Annotated in this window: 23 protein-coding genes; 9 read left to right on the top strand and 14 right to left on the bottom strand. The window is 32.2% G+C overall.

Annotation, left to right across the window (positions count from 1 at the left end):
- Positions 1-18: 18 nt before the first annotated feature.
- The 3 genes from LX95_RS08235 to pyrR are packed head-to-tail and all read right to left on the bottom strand — an operon-like array spanning position 19 to position 1,831.
- Positions 19-357 carry a ribonuclease Z gene (locus LX95_RS08235; protein WP_111540967.1) on the bottom strand — a complete coding sequence of 113 codons (339 nt, stop codon included), beginning with the start codon at positions 355-357 and terminating at the stop codon, positions 19-21.
- Between the two features lie 5 nt (positions 358-362).
- Positions 363-1,286, bottom strand: a complete 924-nt coding sequence (locus tag LX95_RS08230) for an aspartate carbamoyltransferase catalytic subunit (RefSeq protein WP_111540966.1) — start codon at positions 1,284-1,286, stop codon at positions 363-365.
- Between the two features lie 5 nt (positions 1,287-1,291).
- Positions 1,292-1,831 (bottom strand): bifunctional pyr operon transcriptional regulator/uracil phosphoribosyltransferase PyrR, encoded by a 540-nt coding sequence (gene pyrR, locus LX95_RS08225; protein ID WP_111540965.1) that lies wholly within the window; start codon positions 1,829-1,831, stop codon positions 1,292-1,294.
- Positions 1,832-2,036: 205 nt separating this feature from the next.
- Between pyrR and dnaN the strand changes: the two genes are divergently transcribed.
- From dnaN to LX95_RS08205, 4 genes are all read left to right on the top strand, one after another.
- Complete coding sequence (dnaN, locus tag LX95_RS08220; RefSeq protein ID WP_111540964.1) at positions 2,037-3,155, top strand: DNA polymerase III subunit beta; 1,119 nt, start codon at positions 2,037-2,039, stop codon at positions 3,153-3,155.
- Between the two features lie 164 nt (positions 3,156-3,319).
- Complete coding sequence (locus LX95_RS08215; protein WP_111540963.1) at positions 3,320-3,628, top strand: phosphoribosylpyrophosphate synthetase; 309 nt, start codon at positions 3,320-3,322, stop codon at positions 3,626-3,628.
- Between the two features lie 103 nt (positions 3,629-3,731).
- A complete protein-coding gene (locus tag LX95_RS08210; RefSeq protein ID WP_111540962.1) occupies positions 3,732-4,229 on the top strand; it encodes a Dps family protein in 498 nt (165 codons plus the stop codon).
- A 12-nt stretch (positions 4,230-4,241) separates the two neighbouring features.
- Positions 4,242-5,150 carry a mechanosensitive ion channel family protein gene (locus LX95_RS08205; protein ID WP_111540961.1) on the top strand — a complete coding sequence of 303 codons (909 nt, stop codon included), beginning with the start codon at positions 4,242-4,244 and terminating at the stop codon, positions 5,148-5,150.
- Positions 5,151-5,193: 43 nt separating this feature from the next.
- On the opposite strand, the gene LX95_RS08200 is transcribed toward LX95_RS08205, so the two are convergent.
- The gene (locus tag LX95_RS08200; RefSeq protein WP_111540960.1) at positions 5,194-5,745 is read right to left on the bottom strand and encodes a GNAT family N-acetyltransferase; all 552 of its coding nucleotides are present in this window, start codon (positions 5,743-5,745) and stop codon (positions 5,194-5,196) included.
- Positions 5,746-5,839: 94 nt separating this feature from the next.
- A complete protein-coding gene (locus LX95_RS08195; protein WP_111541159.1) occupies positions 5,840-9,571 on the bottom strand; it encodes a metallophosphoesterase in 3,732 nt (1,243 codons plus the stop codon).
- Between the two features lie 55 nt (positions 9,572-9,626).
- Here LX95_RS08195 and LX95_RS08190 point away from each other — a divergent pair, with 55 nt between their 5' ends.
- Complete coding sequence (locus LX95_RS08190; RefSeq protein ID WP_111540959.1) at positions 9,627-10,811, top strand: Pycsar system effector family protein; 1,185 nt, start codon at positions 9,627-9,629, stop codon at positions 10,809-10,811.
- A gap of 47 nt (positions 10,812-10,858) precedes the next feature.
- Here the strand turns inward: LX95_RS08190 and LX95_RS08185 are convergent, their stop codons facing one another.
- A complete protein-coding gene (locus LX95_RS08185; RefSeq protein WP_111540958.1) occupies positions 10,859-13,225 on the bottom strand; it encodes a GAF domain-containing protein in 2,367 nt (788 codons plus the stop codon).
- Between the two features lie 143 nt (positions 13,226-13,368).
- Here LX95_RS08185 and LX95_RS08180 point away from each other — a divergent pair, with 143 nt between their 5' ends.
- Positions 13,369-14,487, top strand: coding sequence for a TlpA disulfide reductase family protein (locus LX95_RS08180; RefSeq protein ID WP_111540957.1), 1,119 nt, complete (start codon positions 13,369-13,371; stop codon positions 14,485-14,487).
- A gap of 79 nt (positions 14,488-14,566) precedes the next feature.
- Here LX95_RS08180 and LX95_RS08175 read toward each other — a convergent pair whose 3' ends face one another.
- Both LX95_RS08175 and LX95_RS08170 read right to left on the bottom strand, forming a co-directional pair.
- Positions 14,567-15,259 carry an SIMPL domain-containing protein gene (locus LX95_RS08175; protein WP_245924743.1) on the bottom strand — a complete coding sequence of 231 codons (693 nt, stop codon included), beginning with the start codon at positions 15,257-15,259 and terminating at the stop codon, positions 14,567-14,569.
- Between the two features lie 50 nt (positions 15,260-15,309).
- Positions 15,310-15,957, bottom strand: coding sequence for a rhomboid family intramembrane serine protease (locus LX95_RS08170; RefSeq protein ID WP_111540955.1), 648 nt, complete (start codon positions 15,955-15,957; stop codon positions 15,310-15,312).
- Positions 15,958-16,142: 185 nt separating this feature from the next.
- On the opposite strand from LX95_RS08170, the gene LX95_RS08165 reads away from it, so the two are divergent.
- A complete protein-coding gene (locus LX95_RS08165; protein WP_111540954.1) occupies positions 16,143-17,024 on the top strand; it encodes a lysophospholipid acyltransferase family protein in 882 nt (293 codons plus the stop codon).
- Between the two features lie 84 nt (positions 17,025-17,108).
- Here the strand turns inward: LX95_RS08165 and glmM are convergent, their stop codons facing one another.
- Positions 17,109-18,497, bottom strand: a complete 1,389-nt coding sequence (gene glmM, locus LX95_RS08160) for a phosphoglucosamine mutase (protein WP_111540953.1) — start codon at positions 18,495-18,497, stop codon at positions 17,109-17,111.
- Positions 18,498-18,591: 94 nt separating this feature from the next.
- Here glmM and LX95_RS08155 point away from each other — a divergent pair, with 94 nt between their 5' ends.
- On the top strand, positions 18,592-19,203 hold the full coding sequence (locus LX95_RS08155; RefSeq protein ID WP_111540952.1) for an acyl carrier protein phosphodiesterase: 612 nt from the start codon (positions 18,592-18,594) through the stop codon (positions 19,201-19,203).
- A gap of 23 nt (positions 19,204-19,226) precedes the next feature.
- Here LX95_RS08155 and LX95_RS08150 read toward each other — a convergent pair whose 3' ends face one another.
- The 5 genes from LX95_RS08150 to LX95_RS14530 form a co-directional block, all read right to left on the bottom strand.
- Positions 19,227-20,228: a transporter family protein gene (locus tag LX95_RS08150; protein ID WP_111540951.1), complete on the bottom strand. Its 1,002-nt coding sequence runs from the start codon at positions 20,226-20,228 to the stop codon at positions 19,227-19,229.
- On the bottom strand, positions 20,206-21,216 hold the full coding sequence (locus tag LX95_RS08145; RefSeq protein ID WP_245924742.1) for a cytochrome-c peroxidase: 1,011 nt from the start codon (positions 21,214-21,216) through the stop codon (positions 20,206-20,208). The genes LX95_RS08150 and LX95_RS08145 overlap by 23 nt, the downstream gene beginning before the upstream one ends.
- Positions 21,217-21,298: 82 nt before the next feature.
- Positions 21,299-22,108 carry an MbnP family protein gene (locus LX95_RS08140; protein ID WP_111540949.1) on the bottom strand — a complete coding sequence of 270 codons (810 nt, stop codon included), beginning with the start codon at positions 22,106-22,108 and terminating at the stop codon, positions 21,299-21,301.
- A 39-nt stretch (positions 22,109-22,147) separates the two neighbouring features.
- On the bottom strand, positions 22,148-22,372 hold the full coding sequence (locus LX95_RS08135) for a hypothetical protein (RefSeq protein ID WP_111540948.1): 225 nt from the start codon (positions 22,370-22,372) through the stop codon (positions 22,148-22,150).
- 317 nt (positions 22,373-22,689) lie between these two features.
- On the bottom strand, positions 22,690-22,905 hold the full coding sequence (locus LX95_RS14530; protein ID WP_146240767.1) for a hypothetical protein: 216 nt from the start codon (positions 22,903-22,905) through the stop codon (positions 22,690-22,692).
- A 292-nt stretch (positions 22,906-23,197) separates the two neighbouring features.
- On the opposite strand from LX95_RS14530, the gene uvrA reads away from it, so the two are divergent.
- On the top strand, positions 23,198-26,029 hold the full coding sequence (gene uvrA, locus LX95_RS08125) for an excinuclease ABC subunit UvrA (RefSeq protein ID WP_111540946.1): 2,832 nt from the start codon (positions 23,198-23,200) through the stop codon (positions 26,027-26,029).
- The last annotated feature ends 16 nt before the right edge of the window (positions 26,030-26,045 follow it).

Raw genomic sequence — 26,045 nt, 5'->3', positions numbered from 1 at the left:
CAATGGAAATTTTAGGTTTTAAAACGCTTCTAAGTCGCGTTCTATTTCTTCCATTTGAATTATATCTGCTGCCTCTAACAAGGTTGGCACCACAATAAGTTCAACTGGCACTTCGTCTATCATAATCGTATCATTTACCAATACGAAAGAATGTTTGCTAGAACGATGCTTATTAGAAAGTGATAAGAATGAAAGCAATTCAGGTAACTGTAATTCTCCGTATTTTTGGATATCTACAACTACATTTTTATCTTTTATATTCTCATAACCCGTGCTTTCCAAAAATGATGCAAATTGTTTCACATCATCTTTTTCATCTTCCACAATGATATAAAAATCTTTTTCTATTAATTTCATGGGTATTAAATTTTGGATGCCAAGAGGTAAATAACTGCCATTCTAATAGCTACTCCATTTTCAACTTGATCTAGAATAATAGCATTTTTTGAATCGGCTACATCACTGGTAATTTCAACTCCTCTGTTAATGGGGCCAGGATGCATAATTACGATTTCCTTACCTAATTGATTTAATATTTTTTTATTTACTCCGTATTGTTGTGTGTATTCTCGAGTGCTTGGGAAGTAGGTCATATCCATACGTTCATTCTGCACACGTAACATATTTGCCACATCGCACCACTCTAAAGCCTTAATAAGGTTAGTTTCTACCTCTACTCCTAATTCTTCAATATGTTTGGGAATTAAAGTCTTTGGTCCGCATACTTTAACTTCTGCACCTTGTAATTGAAGTGCAAAAATATTACTCAATGCCACTCTACTATGAAGAATATCACCAACAATCACAACTTTCTTACCTTTTACATCTCCTAACTTTTCTCTTATAGAATAAGAGTCTAATAAAGCCTGGGTAGGATGTTCGTGAGCCCCGTCTCCCGCGTTTATTATTTTTGCATCTACATGTTGAGATAAAAATACTGCAGCACCTGGATTGGGATGTCTCATTACTACCATATCTACTTTCATAGATAGGATATTATTTACGGTATCTATAAGTGTTTCTCCTTTCTTTACGGAAGAAGATGCCGCAGAAAAGTTCACGATATCTGCGCTTAAGCGTTTTTCGGCCAACTCAAAAGAAAGTCTTGTTCGGGTACTATTTTCAAAAAATAGATTGGCTATAGTTATATCTCTAAGCGAAGGAACTTTTTTTATGGGGCGGTTAATCACTTCTTTAAAATGATCTGCCGTCTTAAAAATTAAGTCTATATCTTCTGCTTTAAGATATTTAATTCCTAATAAGTGGTTTACACTTAATTCACTCATAAATTTTATTTTTTTACAAGGTAAACACTGTCTTCACTAGCGTTTTCTGTCCAGTTTACCAATACCCTTTCTTCATTAATAGCATCTACTTGTCGTCCGTTATAATCAGACTGGATGGGTAAATGTCTGCTAAATCTTCTATCGATAAGAGTTAGCAATTCAATTTCTTTAGGACGTCCAAAAGATTGTATAGCTGTTAAAGCTGCTCTTATACTTCTACCTGTATAAAGCACGTCATCTATAAATACTACTCGCTTATCTTCTACCAAAAATTCTATCTTCGTCTTATTAGCTTCTAGAGGTTTATCACTTCTTCTAAAGTCATCTCTATAAAAAGTAATATCTAGCTTACCAACTTTTACATCGGGTAAACCGTAATTTTCTTTTAATATCTTTTGAATTCTATCTGCTAAAAATACACCTCTTGGCTGAATACCTACAAGAACTGTTTCAGAAAAATCTAAGTGTTTTTCTAACAATTGACAGGCAAGCCTATGCAAGATAATTTCTATCTCTTTGGCGTTAAGTAAGATTTTTTGACTCATGTGTAAGAAAGAAATTCGGTATTCTAGTAAGCAAAAGTAATTAAAAATATTATTCTAAATGTTCTATAAGTAGGTGCAATTTTTCAATTCTAAAAGTTATACAATATTTGTGGGTATTTCTGTTAATAAAAATAGGGCGCATGATGGCATTTGTTCAGTTAATAAAATATATTTGTAGATGTTTTAAATTTTCAATTGCATTCACATGAAATTTATAGTATCAAGTTCATATTTATTAAAACAACTTCAAATTTTAGGAGGTGTTATCAATAACAGCAATACGTTACCTATTTTAGATAACTTTTTGTTTGAATTAAATGAAAACCAACTTAAGGTTTCTGCTTCAGATTTAGAGACTACCATGTCTGCAGTCTTAGAAGTAGATTCTGATTCTAACGGAAAAATAGCCGTTCCTGCAAAATTGCTTTTAGATACCTTAAAGACTTTTCCTGAACAACCACTTACTTTTATTATTGAAGAAAATGGAACTTTAGAATTAAGCTCTAGTCACGGTAAATATGCTTTAGCTTACGCTGATGGGGAAGAATTCCCGAATGCGGTTGAATTAGACGATCCTAGCAAAACCATCGTTCCTGCAGAGGTTTTATCTACCGCAATTAGCAAAACGATTTTTGCATCTGGTAATGATGATTTAAGACCGGTAATGAGCGGAGTGTTCTTTCAATTCTCTACAGAAGGTTTAACATTTGTGGCGACAGATGCTCACAAATTAGTTAAGTACACGAGAGAAGATGTTACTGCTACACAAACGGCAGAATACATTATGCCTAAAAAACCTTTAACCTTATTAAAGGCTATTTTAGCAGGAAGCGATAGTGATGTTTTAATTGAATATAATGACTCTAACGCTAAATTTTCTTTTGATGAAACTCAATTGATTTGTAGGTTAATTGATGGGAAATATCCTAACTACGAAGCTGTTATCCCAAAAGAAAACCCTAATAAATTAGTAATAGATAGAAGTCAATTTTTAAGTTCTGTAAGACGTGTTTCTATTTTTTCTAATAAAACTACTCATCAAGTAAAACTCAAAATAGCTGGAGCTGAATTAAATATTTCAGCCGAAGATATCGATTACAATAATAAAGCAGAAGAGCGTTTAACTTGTGATTATCAAGGGGACGATATGCAAATTGGGTTTAACTCACGTTTCTTAACCGAAATGCTCAACAACCTTAACGCAAACGAGGTTCAATTAGAAATGAGCCTTCCTAATAGAGCTGGTATTCTAACTCCAAAAGACGGTTTAGATGAAGGCGAAAAAGTAACTATGCTAGTAATGCCAGTAATGCTTAATAGCTAATGCCCAACTAACCAACCAATTTTATAACCACTCGAAACCCAACATTTATTGTTGGGTTTTTTTATTTAAATACTTAAGTGAGTTAAACTTATACTAAACCCATTACAAAACTTGAAAGTTTCTGAGTTTCCTATTAAATTGAACCTAAACAAAACCAATTAACCATGAAAGATTACGGGACATTATCTCAGGCTATCAATAAATTGAAATTAGAAGAAGGTTACACTTTAGATTTTAACCTTATTGATGAATACCTAGAAAATAAAAAAGATAGAGAGAAATTTACAGCAAAAGAATTTGAAGTTGATAAAGTATTAAGATTTGAAGGAATGAGTAATCCTGATGATAATTCTATCTTATATGCTATAACAACCTCAAATAATAAGAAAGGCTTACTCACCGATGCTTATGGAGCTTATAGCGGACAAATTTCTAAAGAAATTCTTGAAAAATTACGTATTACTCAACCTTAAGCGTGGGTTAAAATTATATTAAAGTCAGTTTTTAATAGAAATTAAAACCATTAACTATTGTATTTTTGTATTGAAATAAAAAATATTATAAACAAAAACTATTATGAAGTATTTAAACCTCGATAAAGAAACAACAAATAAAACGGTAGAACAGCTAAACATTTTACTAGCAGATTATCATCTTTACTACCAAAAATTAAGAAATTATCACTGGAATATTGTTGGTCAAAGCTTTTTCTATTTACATGAAAAGTTTGAAGAAATGTACGATGACGCTATGCTTAAAATAGATGAAATAGCTGAAAGAATATTGACTTTAAGATACGAACCAACCAGTAATTTTTCTGATTATTTAAAGCTATCTAACTTAAAGGAATCTAATTCAGATAAGTCTGATAAAGAAATGGTAAAAGAACTATTGGGTGATCACAGCAAGATTCTTTCACAAATGTCTAATGTTGTTGAAACAGCAGATAAAGCAGGAGATGAAGGAACCATAGATCTTATTGGTGCTTATATTAGAGAATTAGAAAAAACAAGCTGGATGTTAGATGCTTGGTCTATGAAAACAAAAGACACTCATAAAGAAATCAAGTCTTAATCATAGATATTCATGAAAGAAGAAGTATTTGATATTACCAAAGCCATAAGTGGAATTTGGGATAAATTATCTAATTGGGTAGATTCTATTGTCTTGAATCTACCCAATTTTATTTTGGCTGTTTTAGTTTTTATCGCTTTTGTATTTGTTGCTAAATACGTAACCAAATTTCTTGATAAATTATTGTTGAGAAGAAACATGCAGCATTCCGTTAGAGGAATAACTACTAGAGTATTTAATCTAATTATAATCGCAATAGGCTTTTTTATAGCGCTTAGCGTTCTTAATCTAGATAAGTTACTTACCACAATTTTAGGGGCAGCTGGGGTAATTGGTCTTGCTGTAGGTCTTGCTTTACAGGGAACTTTAAATAATACTTTTAGCGGAGTTATTCTTAGTTTCTTACCCGAACTACAAATTGGTGATTGGATTGAAACCAATGGATATGCTGGAGAAGTTTTAGAAGTTAATCTGCGAAATATTGTTATCAAACAATCGGATAATAATCATATAATTATTCCCAATTCCAAAATAGCCGAAGATTCTTTTAAAAACTTTAGTAGAACCCCAAGATCTAGGATAATGGTTAATTGTGGTGTAGGTTATGAAAGTGACCTCGAAAAAGTTGAAAAAATAACTATCGACGCTATTGCAAAAATATTCAAACAAAATAATGGTGAACAAATAGAGTTTGCTTATCAAAGTTTTGGTGATAGCTCTATAAATTACGTAGTAAGATTCTGGGCAGATGTAACTAAACAGAGAGATATTCTACTTCACACACACAAAGCTATCCTTGCGATTAAAAAAGCTTACAACGAGGAAGACATCAATATTCCTTTCCCAATTAGAACGCTTGATTTTGGGAAAAATAAATTTAGATCTGAAGCGATTACAATTAATTCTTCACAACAGGAATAAGTTTAAAATATTTGAAATAAAAAATCCGCTAAATGCGGATTTTTTATTTTTTGAATTCAATTACTTTCCATTCTTTTTGAAGAATAACATATATAACATCGTCAACCCAAGCGTCACGAAAATATAGACTCTCCTTAAAATGAGCTTCTTTTCTAAACTTTAAGCGATCCATTAACCGAATAGATTTTGCATTTCTAGGATCTACTGAAGCTTTGACTCTATGCTTATTTAAATGATGAAACAAGTGATTAATTAATGCTTTTAAGGCCTCTGATGCAAAACCTTGATGCTGATATTTTTCATTTATAGTACACCCTAACTCGCATTGAAGATTCTGTGGGTCTTCAAAATGTACTCCAATATCTCCTATTACTTCTTGAGTATCTTTTTTCTCTATAACTAACTGAAACCAAGTATGGGGTTCATTGAAAGTATTTGGATTTTTATCAATAAAACGCTTCACTTCTTTCATAGTTGAAGGAATCCAGTTTTGATACTTATTCACTTCAAAATTTGACCTATACGAGAAAACTTCTAAAGCATCTTTGGAATGAATAGGACGTATTAAAACTCTTTCTGAATGAATGTTTATCATTAATTTTTTCAAAATTTATATTTAAATCAGATAAATAGAAGCGGTTCAGAAACATAAAAAACTTAAAATATTCACTTCAATTAGCTTTACGGAATTAAAATTTAAATCCGAATCCAAAACTAAAACGCCAGCCATCTTCTCCGTTAAACATATTAAACTTTCCATTAATAGATTGAGCACTGTTCACAAAAATACCTCCACCATAGTCGCTGTGCCATTGCTTACTACCTTCTCCATCTAACCACACTCTTCCTAAATCTCCACCGGCAAAAACTCCAATTTGAAATGGTAAGAAACGTGTTTTAATTTGATTAAAACTATATCTTAAATCTGCTCCGGTTGAGAATGATCTTTGTCCTGAGAATCTTTCATTTCTATACCCTCTAAGTCCCGTTTCTCCTCCTAATTGAGCTGCTTGATAAAACTCATAATCATTTCCTATATTTATTTGAGAATCTACGTGAGTATTTATTACCCATTTTCTATTTCTCGATATAGAATTATAAAACTCTAAATGTGGTTTTATATACGCATAAGAATTTTTAGTTTCTGTAGTGTTTATTTTTCCGCCAAGGGTAAACTCAAAATCCATCCCTCTCGTAGGGTTTATTTCATCATCATAACTTTCGTATTTATACGTACCGTGAGCTCCTGCAAAATATTTTCTTTCAAAGAATTCATCATCTTCGGCATCATATATGTCGGTTACATACCTATTTGAAGATTCTTCTAAATTTACAGTTTCAAAAGAGAGCATATACTCAAAATAACTACCAAATGGTGTCGCTTGTTTTAATCCTGCCTCTACACCTATTCTATTTATTTTTACACGATTGTAATCATAAGACCATCCATTTTCGGCAAAATTGGTAGTCTCATTCCCAAATCCAAAAAAGTTAGTTGCATAATTATTGCTGGTATAATGTCCTTCGACAGCAAAATTAAAGTTGCCAATAGCGTTTGCAAATTGGCCTTCATAACTAACATCAAAACCATCGTAGGCAAAATAATATGCTATTCCAATCTTATGTTGAGAAGTAAAAGGGTTTCTATTAAAACGATTGTTGGTAAGCACTGCTTGTACTCCTATTTTAAATCCATCATCTGGATTGTAACCTAGTCCTGGTAAAATTGAAGTAGAAGAAGATATTTTTTTATCTTTATTATAAATATTTACTGCATACTTATCTGTAAGTCTTAGTTTGGCGTCCCCAATCTCGTCTATCGTATTTGGTTTAGACTTATAATCATAGACTGTGATTCCTTTTCCATTTTTAATTTTAAAAATGTCATTATTTTGTCCTCCAATGATCTTAATTGGAATATAGTGATTAGACTCCCCTACTACATTAAAGACATCATCATCATCCAAACCATAAATCCAAATTTCTTTGGTTTCCTTTTTTGAATAAGTCTTGTTGCTCACTATGTATTTACGATTTCCTTTTATATTTCGATAGATAGAAATATTTGCACTACCATCTTCTAGCCTTGTAATATCTATAAAATCATCTTTATCTGTTGCAGTAACGATGGCTAATTTGGCAAAGTAGTCATAGTATTTTTCTGCTATGTTCACAATGTTCCCTCTTCTCGCCTTTAAATCAGATTTTAATTTTGCTGTAGATTCTTCAACCAAAATTTCTTCTGGAAGTTTAGAAAAAGCTTTTTCAATTACTTCATCGGTAATATTTTCTTGAACATATTTTGCTTGTTTTAACCATTCTTCTTTTCCTTTATTCTGAAGTAATGCTCTATCTAATCCTACTACAGAAGAGTTAAACCATTCGATATCGCCAATATTTTCGCCGTAGGTACTAAATTGATTTCCAAAACCCGATATTCCTCTTAAGGTAGCAAAGAAAGCTCCGTCAAAATTTGAAAAAACTTGATCTCGATCTCTTGGTATAGGCTTAAAAGTTTTATTTCCTTCTTCATCTTCAAACTCAGACCAACGCCATTGATCTTGGTGCCTATCCCAGTCTCCTAATAACATATCAAAAACTCTTGCTCTAATATAGGTTGCTTCATCTAAATGATATTCTTCATCTCTTCGCAAACGCTCAAACAAACCTGAAGTACTTTCTATATCTTCATTAGGGCTTCCAAACTTATCAGAATCCATCCAACCTTCTTCTGGTCTTTCTACCAACATATAAAGTTCATCCCCATAGTCTTCATTGTAGTCTTTTAAGGCTTGTTGCTTGGGAACATAAAAAATTTGTGGATTGGTATGATATATATTAATGGCTTCAGATAGATCTGGCACTACCATAAACGCATAGGGATGTGCTGCAGTATAAAAATCTTGAATCGCTTTTTCCGCTAAGGTATTTTCAAAATCTTCTCCAACTTCTTCATCTTTAAACGCTACAGTCTGTAATAACTGCAAAGCACTTTTTTTAAGTGCTCTAAGATTGTAATCTCTACCTTTTTTATCTTTTAACCTTAAAGATCTAGTTTGGTGACCTCCTCCAGCTCTAATAACTTCTAGACCTCCATATAAAGTGTCTAGATAGGCAACAGGTGCTTTTATTTTTTTTCCGTAAAGATTTCTATATTGATTACCAAAAATACTTTTGTACACCACTCCTTTTTCTGCTTCTTCTTGTTCATAAATTGAAGCTTTGATATAAGGAGTGTAGATTTTATCGGAAATAAGAGGAACGAAATCAAATTCTTTTTTAGGCTCAAATATTTCCTGCTGAAACATTAACACCGGTTTATTATTAACACTTTTATAAAATTTAACCCACGTTGAACCATCTTTAAACACATCATAAATAGCAAAACCCTGTCCTGGATAAGCGAAAACTCCGTTGTTTCTTAAGCTAGCATAAGATTCTTTAGAACCAGATCCCGAGATAATTTGATGAATGTTCCCTTCTACATTGTATTGTAAATTGTGTTCGTGACCAGATACAAACATGACATTATCGTATCCAGCTGCTGCGGTAGACAATCTATCTACCATATTTTTGTAGCGCTGGTTTTGTGCATCTTGAATGGAAACTCCTCCCGTGGTTCTTATCAACATAGCTAAAGACCCTAAAACAGGTAAAGGAATTTTTTTTTGAGAAGGATATAAGTGTCTATTTAAATGATAATTACCTCCGTGTACACCATTGGTAAATAAAGGATGATGTAAGGCTACTACGACGTTTTTATTTTCATTCTTCTTTAACTCATTGGCAAATTCTAACAACATTGCTTCACGAGTTTTTATCTCTGGACAATTATCGTTTATGGTAGGATTTTCATCCCAATCTTCTAAGAACCATTGAGAATCAATAATAATTATAGCTAAACCTTCAGAAACATCTCTAACTTCAAATCCGCAACCCGAATTTGGTGCCCATACATTATTTTTCTTTAAATGCTTTTCTATATAATCTTTCTGTTCTTCTAAACCATTAATTCCTTCGTCGTACCAATCGTGATTACCGGGAATAAAAATAATATTTCCATCGTAATTTTCTAAAGCATCCAATTGGGCATCAATTCTATATTCTGACTGCGTCCTTAACGGATCTCCTTCTTGAGGCATCCCTGCGGGATAAATATTATCTCCTAAAAATATAGTAGTTGAATTTTTAGACGGCATAGAATCTAACATAGATTTAAATGCTAAGATTCCTAAAGAAGTTCCACCTGCTTGAGAATATCCTGCATCACCTAAAAGAAAAAAACGGTGCTCTAACTCTTTTTGATCGGGATAAATAATTGCCTTTTGAGCATCTTCATCTTTATACTTAGGTTCGAAAGAAGCACAACCCAACATGACAAGTGCAGCTATAATTGTTAGAACTATGTTATTTTTCTTCATAAATAATAAATCAACTTTGATTTTTTGTAATTTGCAAGACATTTAATATAAACCTATGGCCGATATTTTAGAAAAAGTAGACAAATTTGTTCTTCAATTATTTACTGAAAAACTACCAAATACTTTTATATATCACAACTATAACCACACGCAAAGGGTGGTTAAAAGTACTAAAGAATTAATTGAAAATTCCGAAATAAATGTTAAAGAAGAACGAGCGTTATTACTAGCTGCTTGGCTTCATGACACTGGCTATACGGTTAAATCTGAAGGGCATGAAGAAGAAAGTGTAAAAATTGCTAAAGACTTTTTAACTGAAGAAAATGTAGATAAAGAAATCATAGAGATGGTGGTCAAATACATTTCTACTACGAGAATGTTGGCCATACCAGAAACCTTGCCTGAAAAAATTATTAAGGATGCAGATTCTTCGCATTTATCGAAAGAATATTTTGATGAAACTAGTGAGTTTTTAAGACAGGAACTTAAAATTCAGAAGATTCGTAATTTTTCTACGAATGAATGGGTAGAAGAAAACATTAAACTTTTTACCGAAAAACATCGTTATTACACTCCATATGCTATAGAGAAATGGAAACCTAAAAAAGATGAAAATCTACTTTCAATTTTGGAAAGTCAGAAAAAACTTTCTAAGAAGTATGATAAAGAAAAAGCGAAAGCTAAATATAAAGCTAAATATAAAAATGATAATCCCGAAAGGAGTATCCAAACTCTATATAGGACTACGTTAAGAAACCATATTAAACTAAGTGATATTGCAGATACCAAAGCCAACATCCTTCTTTCTGTAAATGCTATTATAATTTCGCTTGCTTTAGCTAATATTATTCCTAAGCTAGATGCGGCATCTAATCGCCACTTGATGATGCCTACATTGGTGCTGGTTTGTTTTAGTGTGGCTTCTATTATTCTATCCATTATGTCTACTCGACCTAATGTAACAAGCGGCGAGTTCACGAAAGAACAAGTAAGAAATAGAGATGTGAATATTTTATTCTTCGGAAATTTTCATAAAATGCCATTCGACCAATATAAATGGGCGATTGACGAAATTTTAAAAGATAAAGATTACGTATATGAGGCCTTGACAAAAGATTTGTATTTATTAGGTATTGTCTTAAATAGAAAATACAATCTTTTACGATGGACTTACACCATATTTATGACAGGTATTATTATATCGGTTATTAGTTTTGTCATTGCTTTTTGGTCTGTTTAAAAAAATTATTAAATAAAAAAGCTCTTCTTAATCGAAGAGCTTTTTTTTTAATGATGTAATTCTTTCATTAGATTTTCGTAAGATATATTTTCTTGTTTATCATCAGATTTGTAGAGGACATTAATTCTTATCGCTCGTAACCCTACGACTCCTTGCACGTCTTCTAACTCTAATAATTCTAATTGATCACCTAAATAATTTTTCTTTTGTAGGTATTTAATATATCTTAAATACTCTCTTTCGTCAGATTTTTGAGAGTATACAATGGCAATTTTACCTTTTTGAGTTACTCTTTCTTCAGTATCTTTAATATAGGCCTTATCAATTCTCTTTTTAATAATTTCATATCTTGCATTGTAAGTACCATCTACATCAAACTTTTTCTCATCCATTCTATATCGAATAGATAAAGTAGAACTAAAAACAAGAATTAGCGAAGCAGCGTCTAACTTTAAAGGCATATTTTCTTGTACGTTGTAGAATCTATTTTCCATTTCGCACATTACTTGTAACTGCCAAAGTCTTAAGTTAAATAAATAAACCTCACTAAAAGGTTTATTTTTAACCATATCACTACCTATATACATATTATGATCTACTCCATCTGTTTTATACCTTTCAAAATAATGAGGATATATTTTTTGAGCATCAGCTTGTTTTCGATCTAAGTAACGAGATAGTGTACGGTTAATTCTTTGTACCGTATCATCATAATTTTTTCGTTGATCGTAAATCACTCCCGTTTTAGGATCTAAATTTTTCTCGTATTCCTCTACTTTGCTTTTTAGACTATCAGATTTATGCTCCAAATGTTCTATAAGCGGATTTAGCTCCTTGTATATGAAATTTATAATCTTTTGCTCACTAGAAGCATTCAGATTTTCCTTGAGATCTTTACTGAATTCTTCTATTCTAAATTTCATTTGTTCATAAATAGGAATAGGCTCAATATCGTAAGCCTCATTTATGATGACTAAAATAGAATTTAACTGACTTAAGAGATCTTTTTGAATAGCGTTATTTCTTTCTTCTGAAGAGCCCACAATATCTATTTGTCCATATAACGGATAAATGTCTCTAAATGCAATATCTCTAAAGGAAGAAACACCATCTGAATCTAAATCTTCAATAAATCGTTTGGCTTCTTCTTCAAAAACCCAAAGTACACTCGGGTGTATAGAGGTACATTCACTTTGTATCACCGCTTTTACTCTATTCTCAAAGTCGGTTTTATTTCTTTCCACGGCAGTGACAATATAAGGAAGAACATCTTCAAGCTTGATTGCATTTATATTGTTGAGTTCATTTTTTCTAAATGAAACCAGTTCTAAAACTCCTAATAAATTGTTATTTTTAGAAATTGGTGCTAGAATACAACTTTTTACATTGTTTGCTAATAGGTTTTGTGCTAATAAGACCTCAGGATTTTTACGCGCATAATTCTCTACGTTGGCAATGACAAAGTAACTTTGTTTATTGATTAGCGAATCATATGCAGATTCACAAAGTATATTTTTACAATCAAATGTAGATTTATTATCTAAGATATAGCTTTTAATTAACCCTTTTTTCATGTTATAGAACTCGTGTAGAGTGTCTTCAAACATGGTAAAACCTATCTCTAAATCTGGAATCCTATAAATAGATCTAAATATCTCTAACATTCCATCCATATTTTTATCTTCAGGAACATTATTATTTAAAAGCTCAGTCTTTAAATCAGATATTCCATCATCTACAGTAACATCTGTTAAATTAAGTAAAATAAAGCCTTTAAATATCCAACTATGAGGAGGGAATTTCTCTTTCCACAACTCAATATTGTCTGTATTTTGTATTAAAACATCTACATCTTCTTCGGTTACCTCTAAAGCCGTTTCTGTTTTTTCAAAACTTACAAAATCTGCATTTACAGCTAACCTATAATTTTTTGTAATTCCTCCTTTTTCTGGAATATCATAATAAAGAGGTCTTGAAAAATCTATATCATATTTATAGAAATTTTTAAGTATCAATAGACACCCTCTTATGTAATCAAATTCATTTTCAAAGTTTCGTATTCTAAATTCAAAACCTTCTCCCGCATTATTAATAATCTCTTTAAAGCGATTGGTTTGACTTAATACAATATCATATTTAGGAACAGTTGCTGCTTTTATTTCATTATTAGTTAATACGTTTGGAAATATATCATCTAATAGAATTTGTATAGGTTCGTCATATTTTTCTATTTCTTCAACATTTTCTATACCATCACTTAATTCTGGAAACTCTTGTATGTACTCTAATAAATCTTCTAAATATTTTTTTGCTAATTTTTTATCTTCTGTTTTATATCTTTCCTTATAAGCTTCTATCACTTTTTGGAAGCTTACTTTTATTCTAAATGGTAAATCTTCTGACTTATTTTTCATCTATACAATATTGATTTAACAAATTAAGCTTACTCCCATATAAAGTAAAACAAAATACTTTAAATTAACAATATTTTAGCTTAAACTGCCCGTTATCTAAAGCAAGTTAATTATTTTTGCAGGAAATCAAATTATATAATCAAATGAAAAAATTTCTAGTTTTAACTATAGCTTTAACCACGCTTGTAGCTTGTCAAAATGAAACTGATACCAAGCCTGTTTTAACGGCTAAAATTGATGTCCAAGATGGTACAAAAGTATACTATTCTGCTATGACTGATGAAGGTGCTCCTAAAGCCGTTGATACTGCAACTGTAAAAAATGGGAATTTTAGTTTTGATCTTGAAGAAGCAGATTATCAAACCTTAAGTATTCTTAGCTTAGAGGGAAACGTTCAGGGAAATGTTTTATTTATTAACGAAAATGAAAAGATAGACGCTACAATCTATAAAGACAGTTTAAGAAACTCTAAATTAAAAGGTGGTAAAAATCAGCAATTGTTATCTGATTATTTAACTTTTATTGGAGAACAAGGAGAAAAAGCAAATGAATTGGGGAAAAAATTTAGAGATCCTAATCTAAGAAATGATCCTCAAATGGCTCAATCTCTTCAAGAAGAAAGAGCAAGATTAACTAAACAAGAGAATGAATATAGAGAAAAGCTTATAAAAGATAATCCTAATTCATTGGTTTCTATTTTAGTTCTTTCTGATATGATTGGAATGAATATTAATCCTAATGCAGATAAACAAGCTTTATATAATTCTTTATCTGAAAAAGCAAAAAATTCTCCATCTGGAAAAAAAATTCAGCAATATTTAGAAACTAATAAGAATATTTCTATCGGATCTAAAGCGCCTAACTTCACCGCAAAAACTCCTGAAGGAAAGGATCTTTCTTTAAATGATGCGTTAGGAAAAATTACTATCATAGACTTTTGGGCTTCTTGGTGTAAGCCTTGTAGAATTGAAAATCCTAATGTGGTAAAACTTTATAATGAATACCACGATAAAGGTTTAAATATTATTGGTGTTTCTTTAGATAAGGCATCACAAAAAGATAAATGGTTAAAAGCTATAGAAGATGATAAATTAACTTGGCAACATGTATCTAACCTAGAATATTGGAATGAGCCTATCGCTAAGCTTTATAAAGTAAGATCTATTCCTGCTACGTTTATTTTAGATGAAAACGGAACGATTATAGCCAAAAACTTAAGAGGTAAAATGCTAGATGATAAAATTGCTGAGTTATTAGATTAAGCTTAATTTTAAACAAAATAAAAATCCCCGTTCTTCAACAGGGATTTTTTATTTTATTATGGTAACTGTATTGTGGTTCTTATGACTGGGAAAGAATATGAAACCTTACGTTCACTTTTACTTTAACTTCCATCTCCCCCATAGCAATACTTGGAGATTCTCCTCCACCGCTTTCTGCACTGTCCATCGCCATAGACTTATAAGCTACTGGATAAGGCTGAGAAGAACCAACTTCTGAAATATAAGCTACAGATCCTAGTTTAGAATTTAATTCATTTACATATAATTCCGCTTTAGCTTTAGCATTTTGCATGGCTTTTTTTCTAGCTTGAGTTTTAAGTTCATCTATATTAGAAGCGCCAAATTGAATTCCGTCTATTCTATTAATACCTGTTGCCAATAAACCAGAAATCACTTTTTCATATTTATTTAGATCTTTCAATTTAATTGATATCGCTTGGTTGGCTACATAATTGTAGGTTTTCGTTTGGTATTGATAGTTCTTATTTACATTTAAATATTCGGTACGAATATACTTGTCATCAATTCCGCTTTTCTTTAAAAACTTGAAGACGTTTCTTACATCCTTGTCCACCGCATTTTTCACCTCTTCTGCACTGTTCCCTTCGTGTTCCACTCTAATGTTTAAGTTCACTTCGTCTGGAGCTGCCATAACAGTTCCTTCTCCTACTACCAAAACACCAGTTGGTTCTGTTTGTGCAAATGTTGTTGCAGCTGCTAGCATTAAAATACTAAAAATTAGTTTTTTCATAGTTTTTATTTTTCTGTTTGTTAATTAGCTTTCAAGAAGAATACCAAATTTTAAATTTTATCAGTTTTTTTCAGAATAAATAAAGTCACAATTGGTATAAGCAATAAAAAAACCATCATTAAGTGCTCGGTAAATATCCAAGGAGATAATACTAAAGTAATAAAATACCCTCCCATGGCGCCTCCAAAATGAGCATCGTGACCAATATTATCTTGTCTATTTTTCATTCCGTAAATGGTATATAATAAATAACCTATCCCAAATACATAGGCAGGAATAGGAATAATAAAGAATAAGCCTAGCATCATATCGGGCTGTAATAAAATAGCGGAGTATAATACTCCCATAACTGCTCCACTTGCACCAACAGCAGTATAAAAAGGTTCATCTTTGTGAAAGAAATAAGCTAAGAGATTCCCTAATAATAAACTACCTAAATAAATTATAAGAAATTGAGCAGCTCCCATATTGTAGATCACCACATTTGCAAAAAAATATAAAGTCAACATATTTACAAATAAATGTGTAATATCTACATGTAAAAATCCCGATGTAAAAAAACGTATTTTTTCTCCCGCCTTAATTCGCCCAATATCAAATTTATATTTTTCAAAGAAAACCTGATCGTTGAAACCTTTAAATGAAACGATTGAATTAATCGCTATAATCACTAAAGTAATGATTTCTATATCTCCCATAAGTTGTATTTATTACTATTCAAATATACTATAACTTTACAAAAAGCCTATTTCTAATCCTAAGATTACCTAAGCTTTTATGACATAAAATTTATTAGAATTTGGTTTGTATTATCTAGAAAAACTAACTGGTGTTCCAAATAAAATTTTAGATTTAAGTTTTATATTTGCACATAATTTTTACTATGCGCAAATTTGTTTTTTATATCGCTTATCCCTTATTGTGGTTAGTCTCAAAACTACCTTTTCCTTTATTTTATCTGTTTTCTGACTTTATATATGTGGTTGTTTACTATTTAATTGGGTATCGAAAAAAAGTAGTTAGAGGCAATTTAGAGTTATGTTTCCCTAACAAGTCTACTGAAGAGTTAAAGAAAATTGAAAAAGCTTTCTATCACCATATGTGCGATATGTTTTTAGAAATGATAAAAACCTTATCTATTTCTGAAAAACAACTAAAAGAAAGATTTGTCTATAAAAATATTGAAGAGCTCCAACGTTTAGAAGAACAATCTGCCGGAATTATAGTAATGTGTGGTCATTACGCTAGCTACGAATGGGCAACAGCCATTAATTTTTACAAAACCAAAAATAAAGGTTATGCGATTTATAAAAAGATAAAAAACCAATATTTTGACAAGTTAATTAAAGATATTCGTGCCAATTTAGGCACCACTTTAATTAGCAGCAGAGAAGTAATCCCGACGATGCTTAGAAATAAGAGAGATGCAATTTCTTCTAGTTATTATATGATTTCCGATCAATCTCCTAAAAAGAACACTGTTAAGAATTGGACTAACTTTATGGGAACGGAAACTCCTGTTTTTAATGGTTCGGAAGCGATGGCAAAAAAATTAGATTTTGCTGTTTTATATTTAAAAGTAGAAAAAGTAAAACGTGGTTTTTATGAAGCTACACTACTTCCCTTAGCGGAAAACCCAAAAGAAACAGAAGATTTTGAAATCACCACTTCCTTTTTCAATGAGTTAGAAAAGCAAATTAGAAACCAACCCGAATTTTACCTTTGGACGCATAAACGTTGGAAACATCAAAAGAAAGATTTTTAAGGTTTACTTAAAATATAAAAAACAAAATGCCCATCTATTAAAACGATATGATGGGCATTTTTATAGATTATGTTTGCTAATTTATTACAATCCTGCAATAGCTTTAATTTCTGCAATAATTTTATCTGCTAACTGCGTAGCTTCATCTTGAGATTTAGCTTCGGTATAAATTCTTATAATAGGCTCTGTATTAGATTTTCTCAAATGCACCCAGTTTTCAGGAAAATCAATTTTAACACCATCTACTGTAGAAACCTCTTCAGAAACATATTTTGTGCCCATTTCTTCTAAAATACGATCTACATCTAATTCTGGCGTAAGCTCTATTTTATTTTTACTCATAAAATAAGCAGGATAGGTTTCTCGTAAAGCCGAAACCGTCATATCTTTTTCTGCCAAATAGGTTAAGAATAAAGCTACTCCCACTAAACTATCTCTACCATAATGTAGTTCTGGCAAGATAATACCACCGTTTCCTTCACCACCAATAATTGCGTTGGTATCTTTCATAAGTTGCACCACATTTACCTCTCCAACAGCGCTAGCTTGATAAGAACCTCCGTGTTTTTCGGTTACGTCTCTTAAAGCACGTGAAGAAGAAAGGTTACTTACAGTATTTCCTCCTTTTTTACCTAAAATATAATCGGCTACAGCGACTAAAGTATATTCTTCTCCAAACATATTTCCTTTTTCATCTATAAAAGCAAGACGGTCTACATCTGGATCTACCACAATTCCTAAATCGGCATTTTCTTTTACTACTAGCTCGCAAATGTCTCCCAAATGTTCTTTTAAAGGTTCTGGGTTATGAGGAAAATCACCTGTGGGTTCACAATAAAGTTTTACTACCTCAACTCCCAATTCTTCTAAAATTCTTGGGATTGCAATACCTCCTGTAGAGTTAACGCCATCTACCACCACTTTTAGTTTTGCATTTTTTACAGCTTCAGCATCGACTAAATCTAGGTCTAAGGTTTCTTCTATATGCAAATCTATGTAAGCATCGTTTACACTAATTTTACCAAGATCATCTACTTCCGCGAAAGCGATAGAATTACTTTCTGCAATTTCTAAAATTTTAGCTCCTTCTTTTCCGTTAAGAAATTCTCCTTTTTGGTCTAACAGTTTTAAGGCATTCCATTGTTTAGGGTTATGACTTGCGGTTAAAATAATTCCGCCATCGGCGTGCTCCATAGGCACAGCCATTTCTACCGTTGGTGTTGTAGAAAGTCCTAAATCTATAACGTGTATTCCCAAACCTACCAAAGTATTCATTACCAATTGCTGAATCATCTCACCAGAAATTCTCGCATCTCTTCCTACCACAACTCGATATTGGTCTTTATTGGTCTGCTGTTTAATCCAAGTACCGTATGCCGAAGCAAATTTAACTGCATCTATTGGGGTTAAATTATCTCCTACATTCCCGCCAATGGTTCCTCTAATTCCTGATATTGATTTGATTAATGTCATACAATGATTGATTTAATTAGATTACAAATATAAGTGCAAATACATCTGCCACAAAAGCCTTGTTTAAAGTTATTATTAAGCTTACTTTAGAACCATGAATTTTTTAGCTCACATCTACCTTTCTCAGGACCGAGATTTAGTGCAAATAGGAAATTTTGCAGCCGATTCTATTAAAGGAAAAAAATACAAAAGCCTCCCTGTAGAAATGCAAAAAGGTATTTTATTGCATCGAAAAATAGATAGTTTTACAGATTCACACCCTATTGTTTTTAAAAGTGCTCATCGTTTTTTTGAAAAATACGGTCATTACAATACGGTATTAATGGATGTGATCTACGATCATTTTCTGGCTAAAAATTGGAAATCTTACTCTAACATTCCGTTGAGTGATTACGTGAATTCTTTTTATGAATTACTTCAAACTCATTTTGAAATCTTACCTAAAAATGTGCAACGTTTTTATCCTTATATGGTAGAACAAAACTGGTTGTTAAGTTATGCTTCCGTAAACGGAATTGAGGGCATATTAGCACAAATGAATCATCGTATAAAACATCGTGTTCCTTTACACGAATCTATAGTTGAGTTAGAAGAATTTTATGAAGAACTAGAACATGAGTTTTCTTTATTCTTTACGGAATTAATAGCATACAGTAAAAAAGAGTTAAGCCTTATTGATCAACTTTATGATAAAGCCCCAAACTAAAATAAGTATTGAGGCTTTAAGTATTAAATTGAAAAATTGACATAAACAGCGGTTCTATAATTTACCTCTACCAAACCACTATTAAGGTTTTGATGAATTGGTAACATGACATTAGCTCCAACTGACCATTTTTTATAAGTAGTATGTATACCCAATTGTGAGAAAAGCACATCTCCTTTAGTATTGACTACCGCTTCACCATATTGTTCATTTTCTTCAAAAATCTCTCCTGCAATTCCTAAACTTGGTGAAATAGAAACAGCATTCTGACTATTGAAAGATCCAAAAAAGCTTAATCCGTAATTGGTCTGATTTCCAAAATGGTAATTTAAATCGTTTTCAGTTTTAAACGTGTAATTTAATAACACATTTGCTCCGTACGTTCTATACCCCAAATTGTAATCTAGACCTACTGTATAATCCCAACTTCCTGTCCCTACTTGAAAGCTAGGATTTACACTCCCTGCGTTATTGTCTTTTTCATAGTTTCCTGTAGGTGCTTTTACTCCTCCTCCAACTCTTAACGTATGTGCAAGTTTATCGGGATTTAACATTAAAGAATCTTTATTGGTTTGTATAAGTTTATAAAATGCTAATACCGATATATCTCCTATTCCGTTAATTTTTTGAGTTGAATTGTCTCCAAATTCACGATCATGAAAATGATAAGGCACAATTGCATGTACACTTACCTTTTCAGTAACTGGTATTTTAGACCATAATTGTAGCGTGTTGAAATTTTCATCTACCCAAGGAGAATTATTAAAAATTCCATCTCTAGATTTATAGGATTGCTTTAAGTAACGTACTCCTATAAAATTATTGGTTAAATTACCGCCATATCCCATACTTCCTCCATTACCACTACAACCACACACATCGCAATCCTCAAAAAAATATACCTGTCTTTGAGAAGTAGTTGGCAAAGTATCTTCTACTTTTCCTAGAGGCTTAGACCATAAGGATAGTGTAAAACCTAAAAATAGGATAAAAAAGCTAAATTTAATATTCTGCAAATCTTTCATCGTTTAAATATTCATTATCGGTTAGGGTTAGCAAAAAAGCAATTAAGGCCTCTTTTTCTCCTTCGCTTAGCGAAATTCCCAACCTCTCATTTTGTTTTAAAATAGGATCTAAAGTTTCTGAGTCTTGCACTCCATTGTCATAAAAATCGAGTACAGATTTTAAACTCCCAAACCTTCCGTCGTGCATATAAGGTTTTGTTACCTCTACATTTCTTAAGCTTGGCACTTTAAATTTATAATTATCTGAAGCACTTCCAGTAACTTCAGCTCTGCCTAGGTCATTGATTCCTGGATATGCTGGTAGACCGTTATTTCTAAAAGCATCATCTGTAAATAAATCGGTTTTATGACAAGAGGCACATTTTTGTTTAAAAACTTGATGCCCATAAGTTTCTTCTTCCGTAAAAGAAATATCATCTTCTCCCCTTACATATTTATCATATTTTGAATTAGAAGAAACCATCATCACCATAAACTGAGATAGGGCTTTAAAAAAGTTTTCATTATTAACTTCTCCATTTTCAAATGCTTCCAAAAAAAGCTTTTGATACTCTTGGTTCGCTTGCAATTTGGCCATCACATTGGTAAGTGTTTCTCCCATTTCTACCTCATTGGTAATGGGTATAATAGGAAAAAGATCTAAATGAGAAGTGGCTCCGTCCCAAGTAAACTCTTTCATAAATGCGGCATTTTGAATTGGAGGAGCATTTCTTGTACCTTCCAAATCGTTTATCCCGTGGCTAAATTGATGTTCATGATGTGTAAACGCAAAACGTTGCTCGTGGCAAAAACCACAAGAGATAAATCCGTTAGCCGAGAGATTTCCGTCATAGAATAGTTTTTTCCCTAATTCAAACCCTTTTTCTGTAAGAGGGTTTGCATTTAAATTATAGGTTACATTAGGAAAATTAGCAGGAACTTCAAATGACAGCTTTTTGTTTACAGCAACATAACTTGTATCATCGTTTGAGCATGCCAATAAAAACATGCTTAATAGAAATAGACATATTTTCTTCATAATAAAGAAATAATATTCTCACCCAAAGTAAATTTTGGGTGAGAAAAATTAATTAATGGTGTCCGCCTTCTCCGTTATGTACGTGGTGTACTTCGAACATCGTAGAGGTGTTTTCTGCAATTTGAGGTGATTTAACCTCATCTACCATCACTACAGGAGCTTCTGATAAATATATTTTGTGTTCCCCATCTAAAATTTGATTAGCATCGACTTCAAGATGAATAAGCGGAGTCATTTCATCACTAACCATTGCTGTAGATGGAAGGTTTACAGTTACTTCTTTATAATTATCTAAAGTACTTCCATGACTTCCCATATGTATTTTAAAGTCTGTACTGCTAGCAATAGATGGCGCTGTGAATGTACCTTCAAAATTCAAGAATTTGTATCCTGCTTGCCAAGCCCACATCATATTGTTTTCTTCAGCAATCTGTAAAAAATCTCCTTGTCCTTCAGCTCCCTGTTGGTATTTCTCTTGATCGACACCTACTCCAAATCTCATTTGCACATATTTTCCTGCTGGGATATTGGTAAGTACTACTTCATTAAGTGCATTTTCTTCACTTATTACAAAATAGCTCTCATCTTTAGGATAAATAAACTCATTTCCCTCTTCATCAATAAGTACAAAATTGCTTACAATGTAATTAAGTCTATTAATGGTTAAAGTTTCGTCGTTTGAATTGGTATAAGTTGATGCTCCTAAAATAAGGTCATCTCCATTCATACTATTATCAAATTCAAGACTTACATTGTTTTCACCTGTTAGTGCATCAGAATTGTTATCATCGTCTGATGAACAAGAAGTTAAACTTATAAAAGCGGCAACTAATATGGATAATTTTATGTGTATTAATTTCATTTTTGTATATTTTAAATTAAATGTATTTTTTGTTTTCTTTTAGGAATTCAAAACATACATGGGTGGCCTTAATAACTTAAAATGAATGGTTTTTTTGTAAAAATTCTGGTAGAAAGTAAATTTTTCGTGACTTTCTACCTCTTCAATAATTGGGAGTATATTTTCTTCTTTTAAAACAAAAACAAAAGGAGTTTCCACCTTATTTCTTCGCTCGGTTTTATCTTTATCTCGTTCGTCACTAGCGTTTTTTGCCAACTGTTTCATCAGGTAGCATTTTCCATCACATTGTAATTGTGGCTTATCTTTATTGATACACAACACTCTGCTTATATAGTCATAATTAACTAAGTATTCTATGACAGGGAAAGCAGGTTTAAATAAGATTAAAAAAGAAAATATATAAAATAGATATTTCAATAGTATGGTGGCTTATTTCTATAATAACATCAGTTCTCTCTTCCGTTAAACGGAAAAGCTAAGCGCTAGAAATGTATTTTCTATTATATAATTACAAAGAAAGCAATAGGTTAGAAAAACAATCCTTACCTAATTAAAATAAATTTAAAGCGAATACAATAGAATTAAGCGTAAATGGGAGGTCTAAAAAGGGCATCTATATAGCGTTTCTTATAAGACTTTGATACCCACAAGGTTGAAGATTGTTTGTTTATAGGTTGTGGTAAAACTTCAAATTCTAGCAACCTACTATCTTGAAAAAACAATAATTGAAATTCTACTTTTTTGGGCAAGTTTTCTTTTGAAGAATCTTCTTCGGCATTTTTAGCCAGCTGTTGCATTAAGTAACATTTACCGTTACATTTTAACTTTGGCTTGTCTTTATTAATGCACAAAACTTTTGCGATATAATCATAATTAAACGCGTAATCCAAAAATGGAAGCACGGGCTTAAAAAAAATAACCATCGCTAATATGGGTAGTGCATATTTCACAGTACAAAAATACGATAGCTTTTTATATTAGAGAAGTTTTTTGAGGAGAAACAAAACGTTAAAAAATTTTATTAAAGCTTTAAGAACTGAGGTTTCTCAATTTCAATTGTTTGAGTAAATTTGTGTCTTGCAAAAAATTATGGCAAAATTCGAAGAAAATATAGAGGTTTTGGGCGCCAGAGTTCATAACTTAAAAAACATAGATGTTAAGATCCCTAGAGAGAAATTGGTGGTAATAACTGGTCTTTCGGGATCTGGTAAATCTTCCTTAGCTTTCGATACAATTTATGCTGAAGGACAACGAAGATATATTGAAACCTTTTCTGCTTACGCCCGACAGTTTTTAGGGGGTTTAGAACGTCCAGATGTTGATAAAATTGATGGTTTATCTCCTGTAATTGCAATTGAGCAAAAAACTACGAGTAAAAGTCCGCGTAGTACAGTAGGAACCATTACAGAAATTTACGATTTCCTACGTTTATTATATGCTCGTGCTAGCGATGCCTACAGTTACAAAACGGGTGACAAAATGGTAAGCTATAGTGATGAACAAATCAAATCGCTTATTAAACAAGAGTTTAAGGGAAAACGAATCAATATCCTTTCTCCTGTCGTTCGGTCTCGAAAAGGACATTATAGAGAGTTATTTGAGCATGTCGCTAAGCAAGGTTTTGTAAAAGTAAGAACCGACGGGGAGATAAGAGATATAGAAAAAGGCATGAAACTCGATCGCTATAAAACTCATGATATTGAGGTGGTGATTGATCGTATAAAAATTGAGGAAGACGAAAATACAGATAAGCGTTTAGCCGAAAGTATTAATACTGCCATGAGTCAAGGAGATGATGTACTTATGGTTTTAGAACATGGAAAGAAAGAAGGCAGGTATTTTAGTAGAACTTTAATGTGTCCTACTTCTGGTATTTCTTACCCTAATCCTGAGCCTAATAATTTTTCTTTTAACTCTCCAAAAGGCGCTTGTCCAAAATGTAATGGGATAGGTTCTTTATACGAAGTCAACGTTCAAAAAATTATTCCTGATGATAAAAAATCGATCAAAGCAGGGGGATTAGAACCACACGGGCCACAAAAAAAGAACTGGGCTTTTAAGCAGTTAGAATTAATTGCGCAGCGTTTTGATTTTAAACTTACTGATCCTATTAAAGATATTCCTAAAGAAGCATTAGATATGATTCTTTACGGAGGGAAAGAAAAATTTGAAGTCAGCTCTAAAGAGTTAGGTGTTGCCCGAAATTACAAAATAGACTTTGAAGGAGTAGCCAAATTCATTGAGAGTACTTTTAACAACAATGATTCTACCAGTCTTAAACGTTGGGCAAAAGGTTATATGGATAAAGTGACTTGCTCTACCTGCGAAGGTACTAGGTTAAGGAAAGAATCACTTTATTTTAAAGTTAACGAGAAAAACATTGCAGATCTAGCTCAAAAAGACATTTTAGAATTAGCCAAGTGGTTTGAAGAATTGCCAAAGCATTTATCTACCAACCAATGGAAAATCGCCGAAGAGATTGTAAAAGAAATCAAAACGCGATTACAGTTTTTAGTAGACGTTGGTCTTACTTACCTCTCACTCAATAGAGGTTCAAAATCCCTTTCGGGAGGAGAAGCACAGCGTATTCGATTAGCTACTCAAATTGGTTCTCAGCTGGTAGGTGTTCTTTATATTTTAGACGAACCTAGTATTGGCTTGCACCAGCGCGATAATGAAAAACTCATCAATTCTTTAGAGTCTCTTCGGGATGTAGGGAATTCTGTAATTGTGGTAGAACACGATAAAGATATGATAGAGCGTGCCGATTATGTGATAGATATTGGACCGTTTGCCGGAAAATTTGGCGGAGAAATTATTAGTGAAGGAACTCCTAAAGAGATTTTAAAACATAAAACGATCACCGCTTCTTACCTTAACGGAACTAAAGAAATTGAAGTTCCGAAGAAACGTAGAAAAGGTAACGGTAATTTTATTGAATTAAAAGGTGCTACTGGTAACAATTTAAAAAATGTTTCCGTAAAGATTCCTTTAGGAAAAATGATATTGGTAACTGGCGTTTCAGGAAGTGGGAAGTCTACTTTAATCAACGAGACCCTCTACCCTATTATGAATGCCCATTATTTTAATGGTGTAAAAGTGCCAGCTCCTTACAAAAGCATTAAAGGTTTAGACCATATTGATAAGGTCATAGATATTAACCAATCCCCTATTGGGAGAACTCCGCGTTCTAATCCTGCTACGTACACAGGTGTATTTTCAGAAATTAGATCTTTATTCGCAAAAACTCCAGAGGCGATGATTAGAGGATACAAACCGGGTCGTTTTAGCTTTAATGTGAAAGGCGGACGCTGTGAAACTTGTCGAGGTGGAGGTTTACGGGTAATAGAAATGAATTTCTTACCCGATGTGTATGTGGAGTGTGAAACTTGTCAAGGAAAACGTTTTAATAGAGAAACCCTAGAGATTAGATATAAAGGAAAATCGATTAGTGATGTTTTAGAAATGACCATAAATGAAGCTACCGATTTCTTTGATCAAATCCCTAAAATATACCGTAAGCTTAAAACCATTCAAGATGTGGGGTTGGGCTACGTTACCTTGGGACAACAAAGCACCACCCTTTCTGGAGGAGAAGCACAACGTATTAAATTAGCTACGGAATTATCTAAACGAGATACAGGAAATACATTCTATATTTTAGATGAACCCACTACTGGATTACATTTTGAAGATATTCGTGTATTGATGGAGGTATTAAATAAACTAGCCAATAAAGGAAATACCGTACTTATCATAGAACATAATATGGATGTAATTAAGCTTGCCGATCATATTATTGATATAGGTTATGAAGGCGGAAAAAATGGAGGAAAAGTAGTTGCAGAAGGAACCCCAGAAGAAATTGTAAAGCATAAAAAGAGTTATACGGCCAAATTCTTACGAAAAGAATTACATTAGCCGTCTTGTAAATTTT

It is taken from the genome of Mesonia algae, assembly GCF_003253545.1.
Lineage (GTDB): Bacteria > Bacteroidota > Bacteroidia > Flavobacteriales > Flavobacteriaceae > Mesonia > Mesonia algae.
This window is presented reverse-complemented; position numbering and strand designations above follow the sequence as displayed.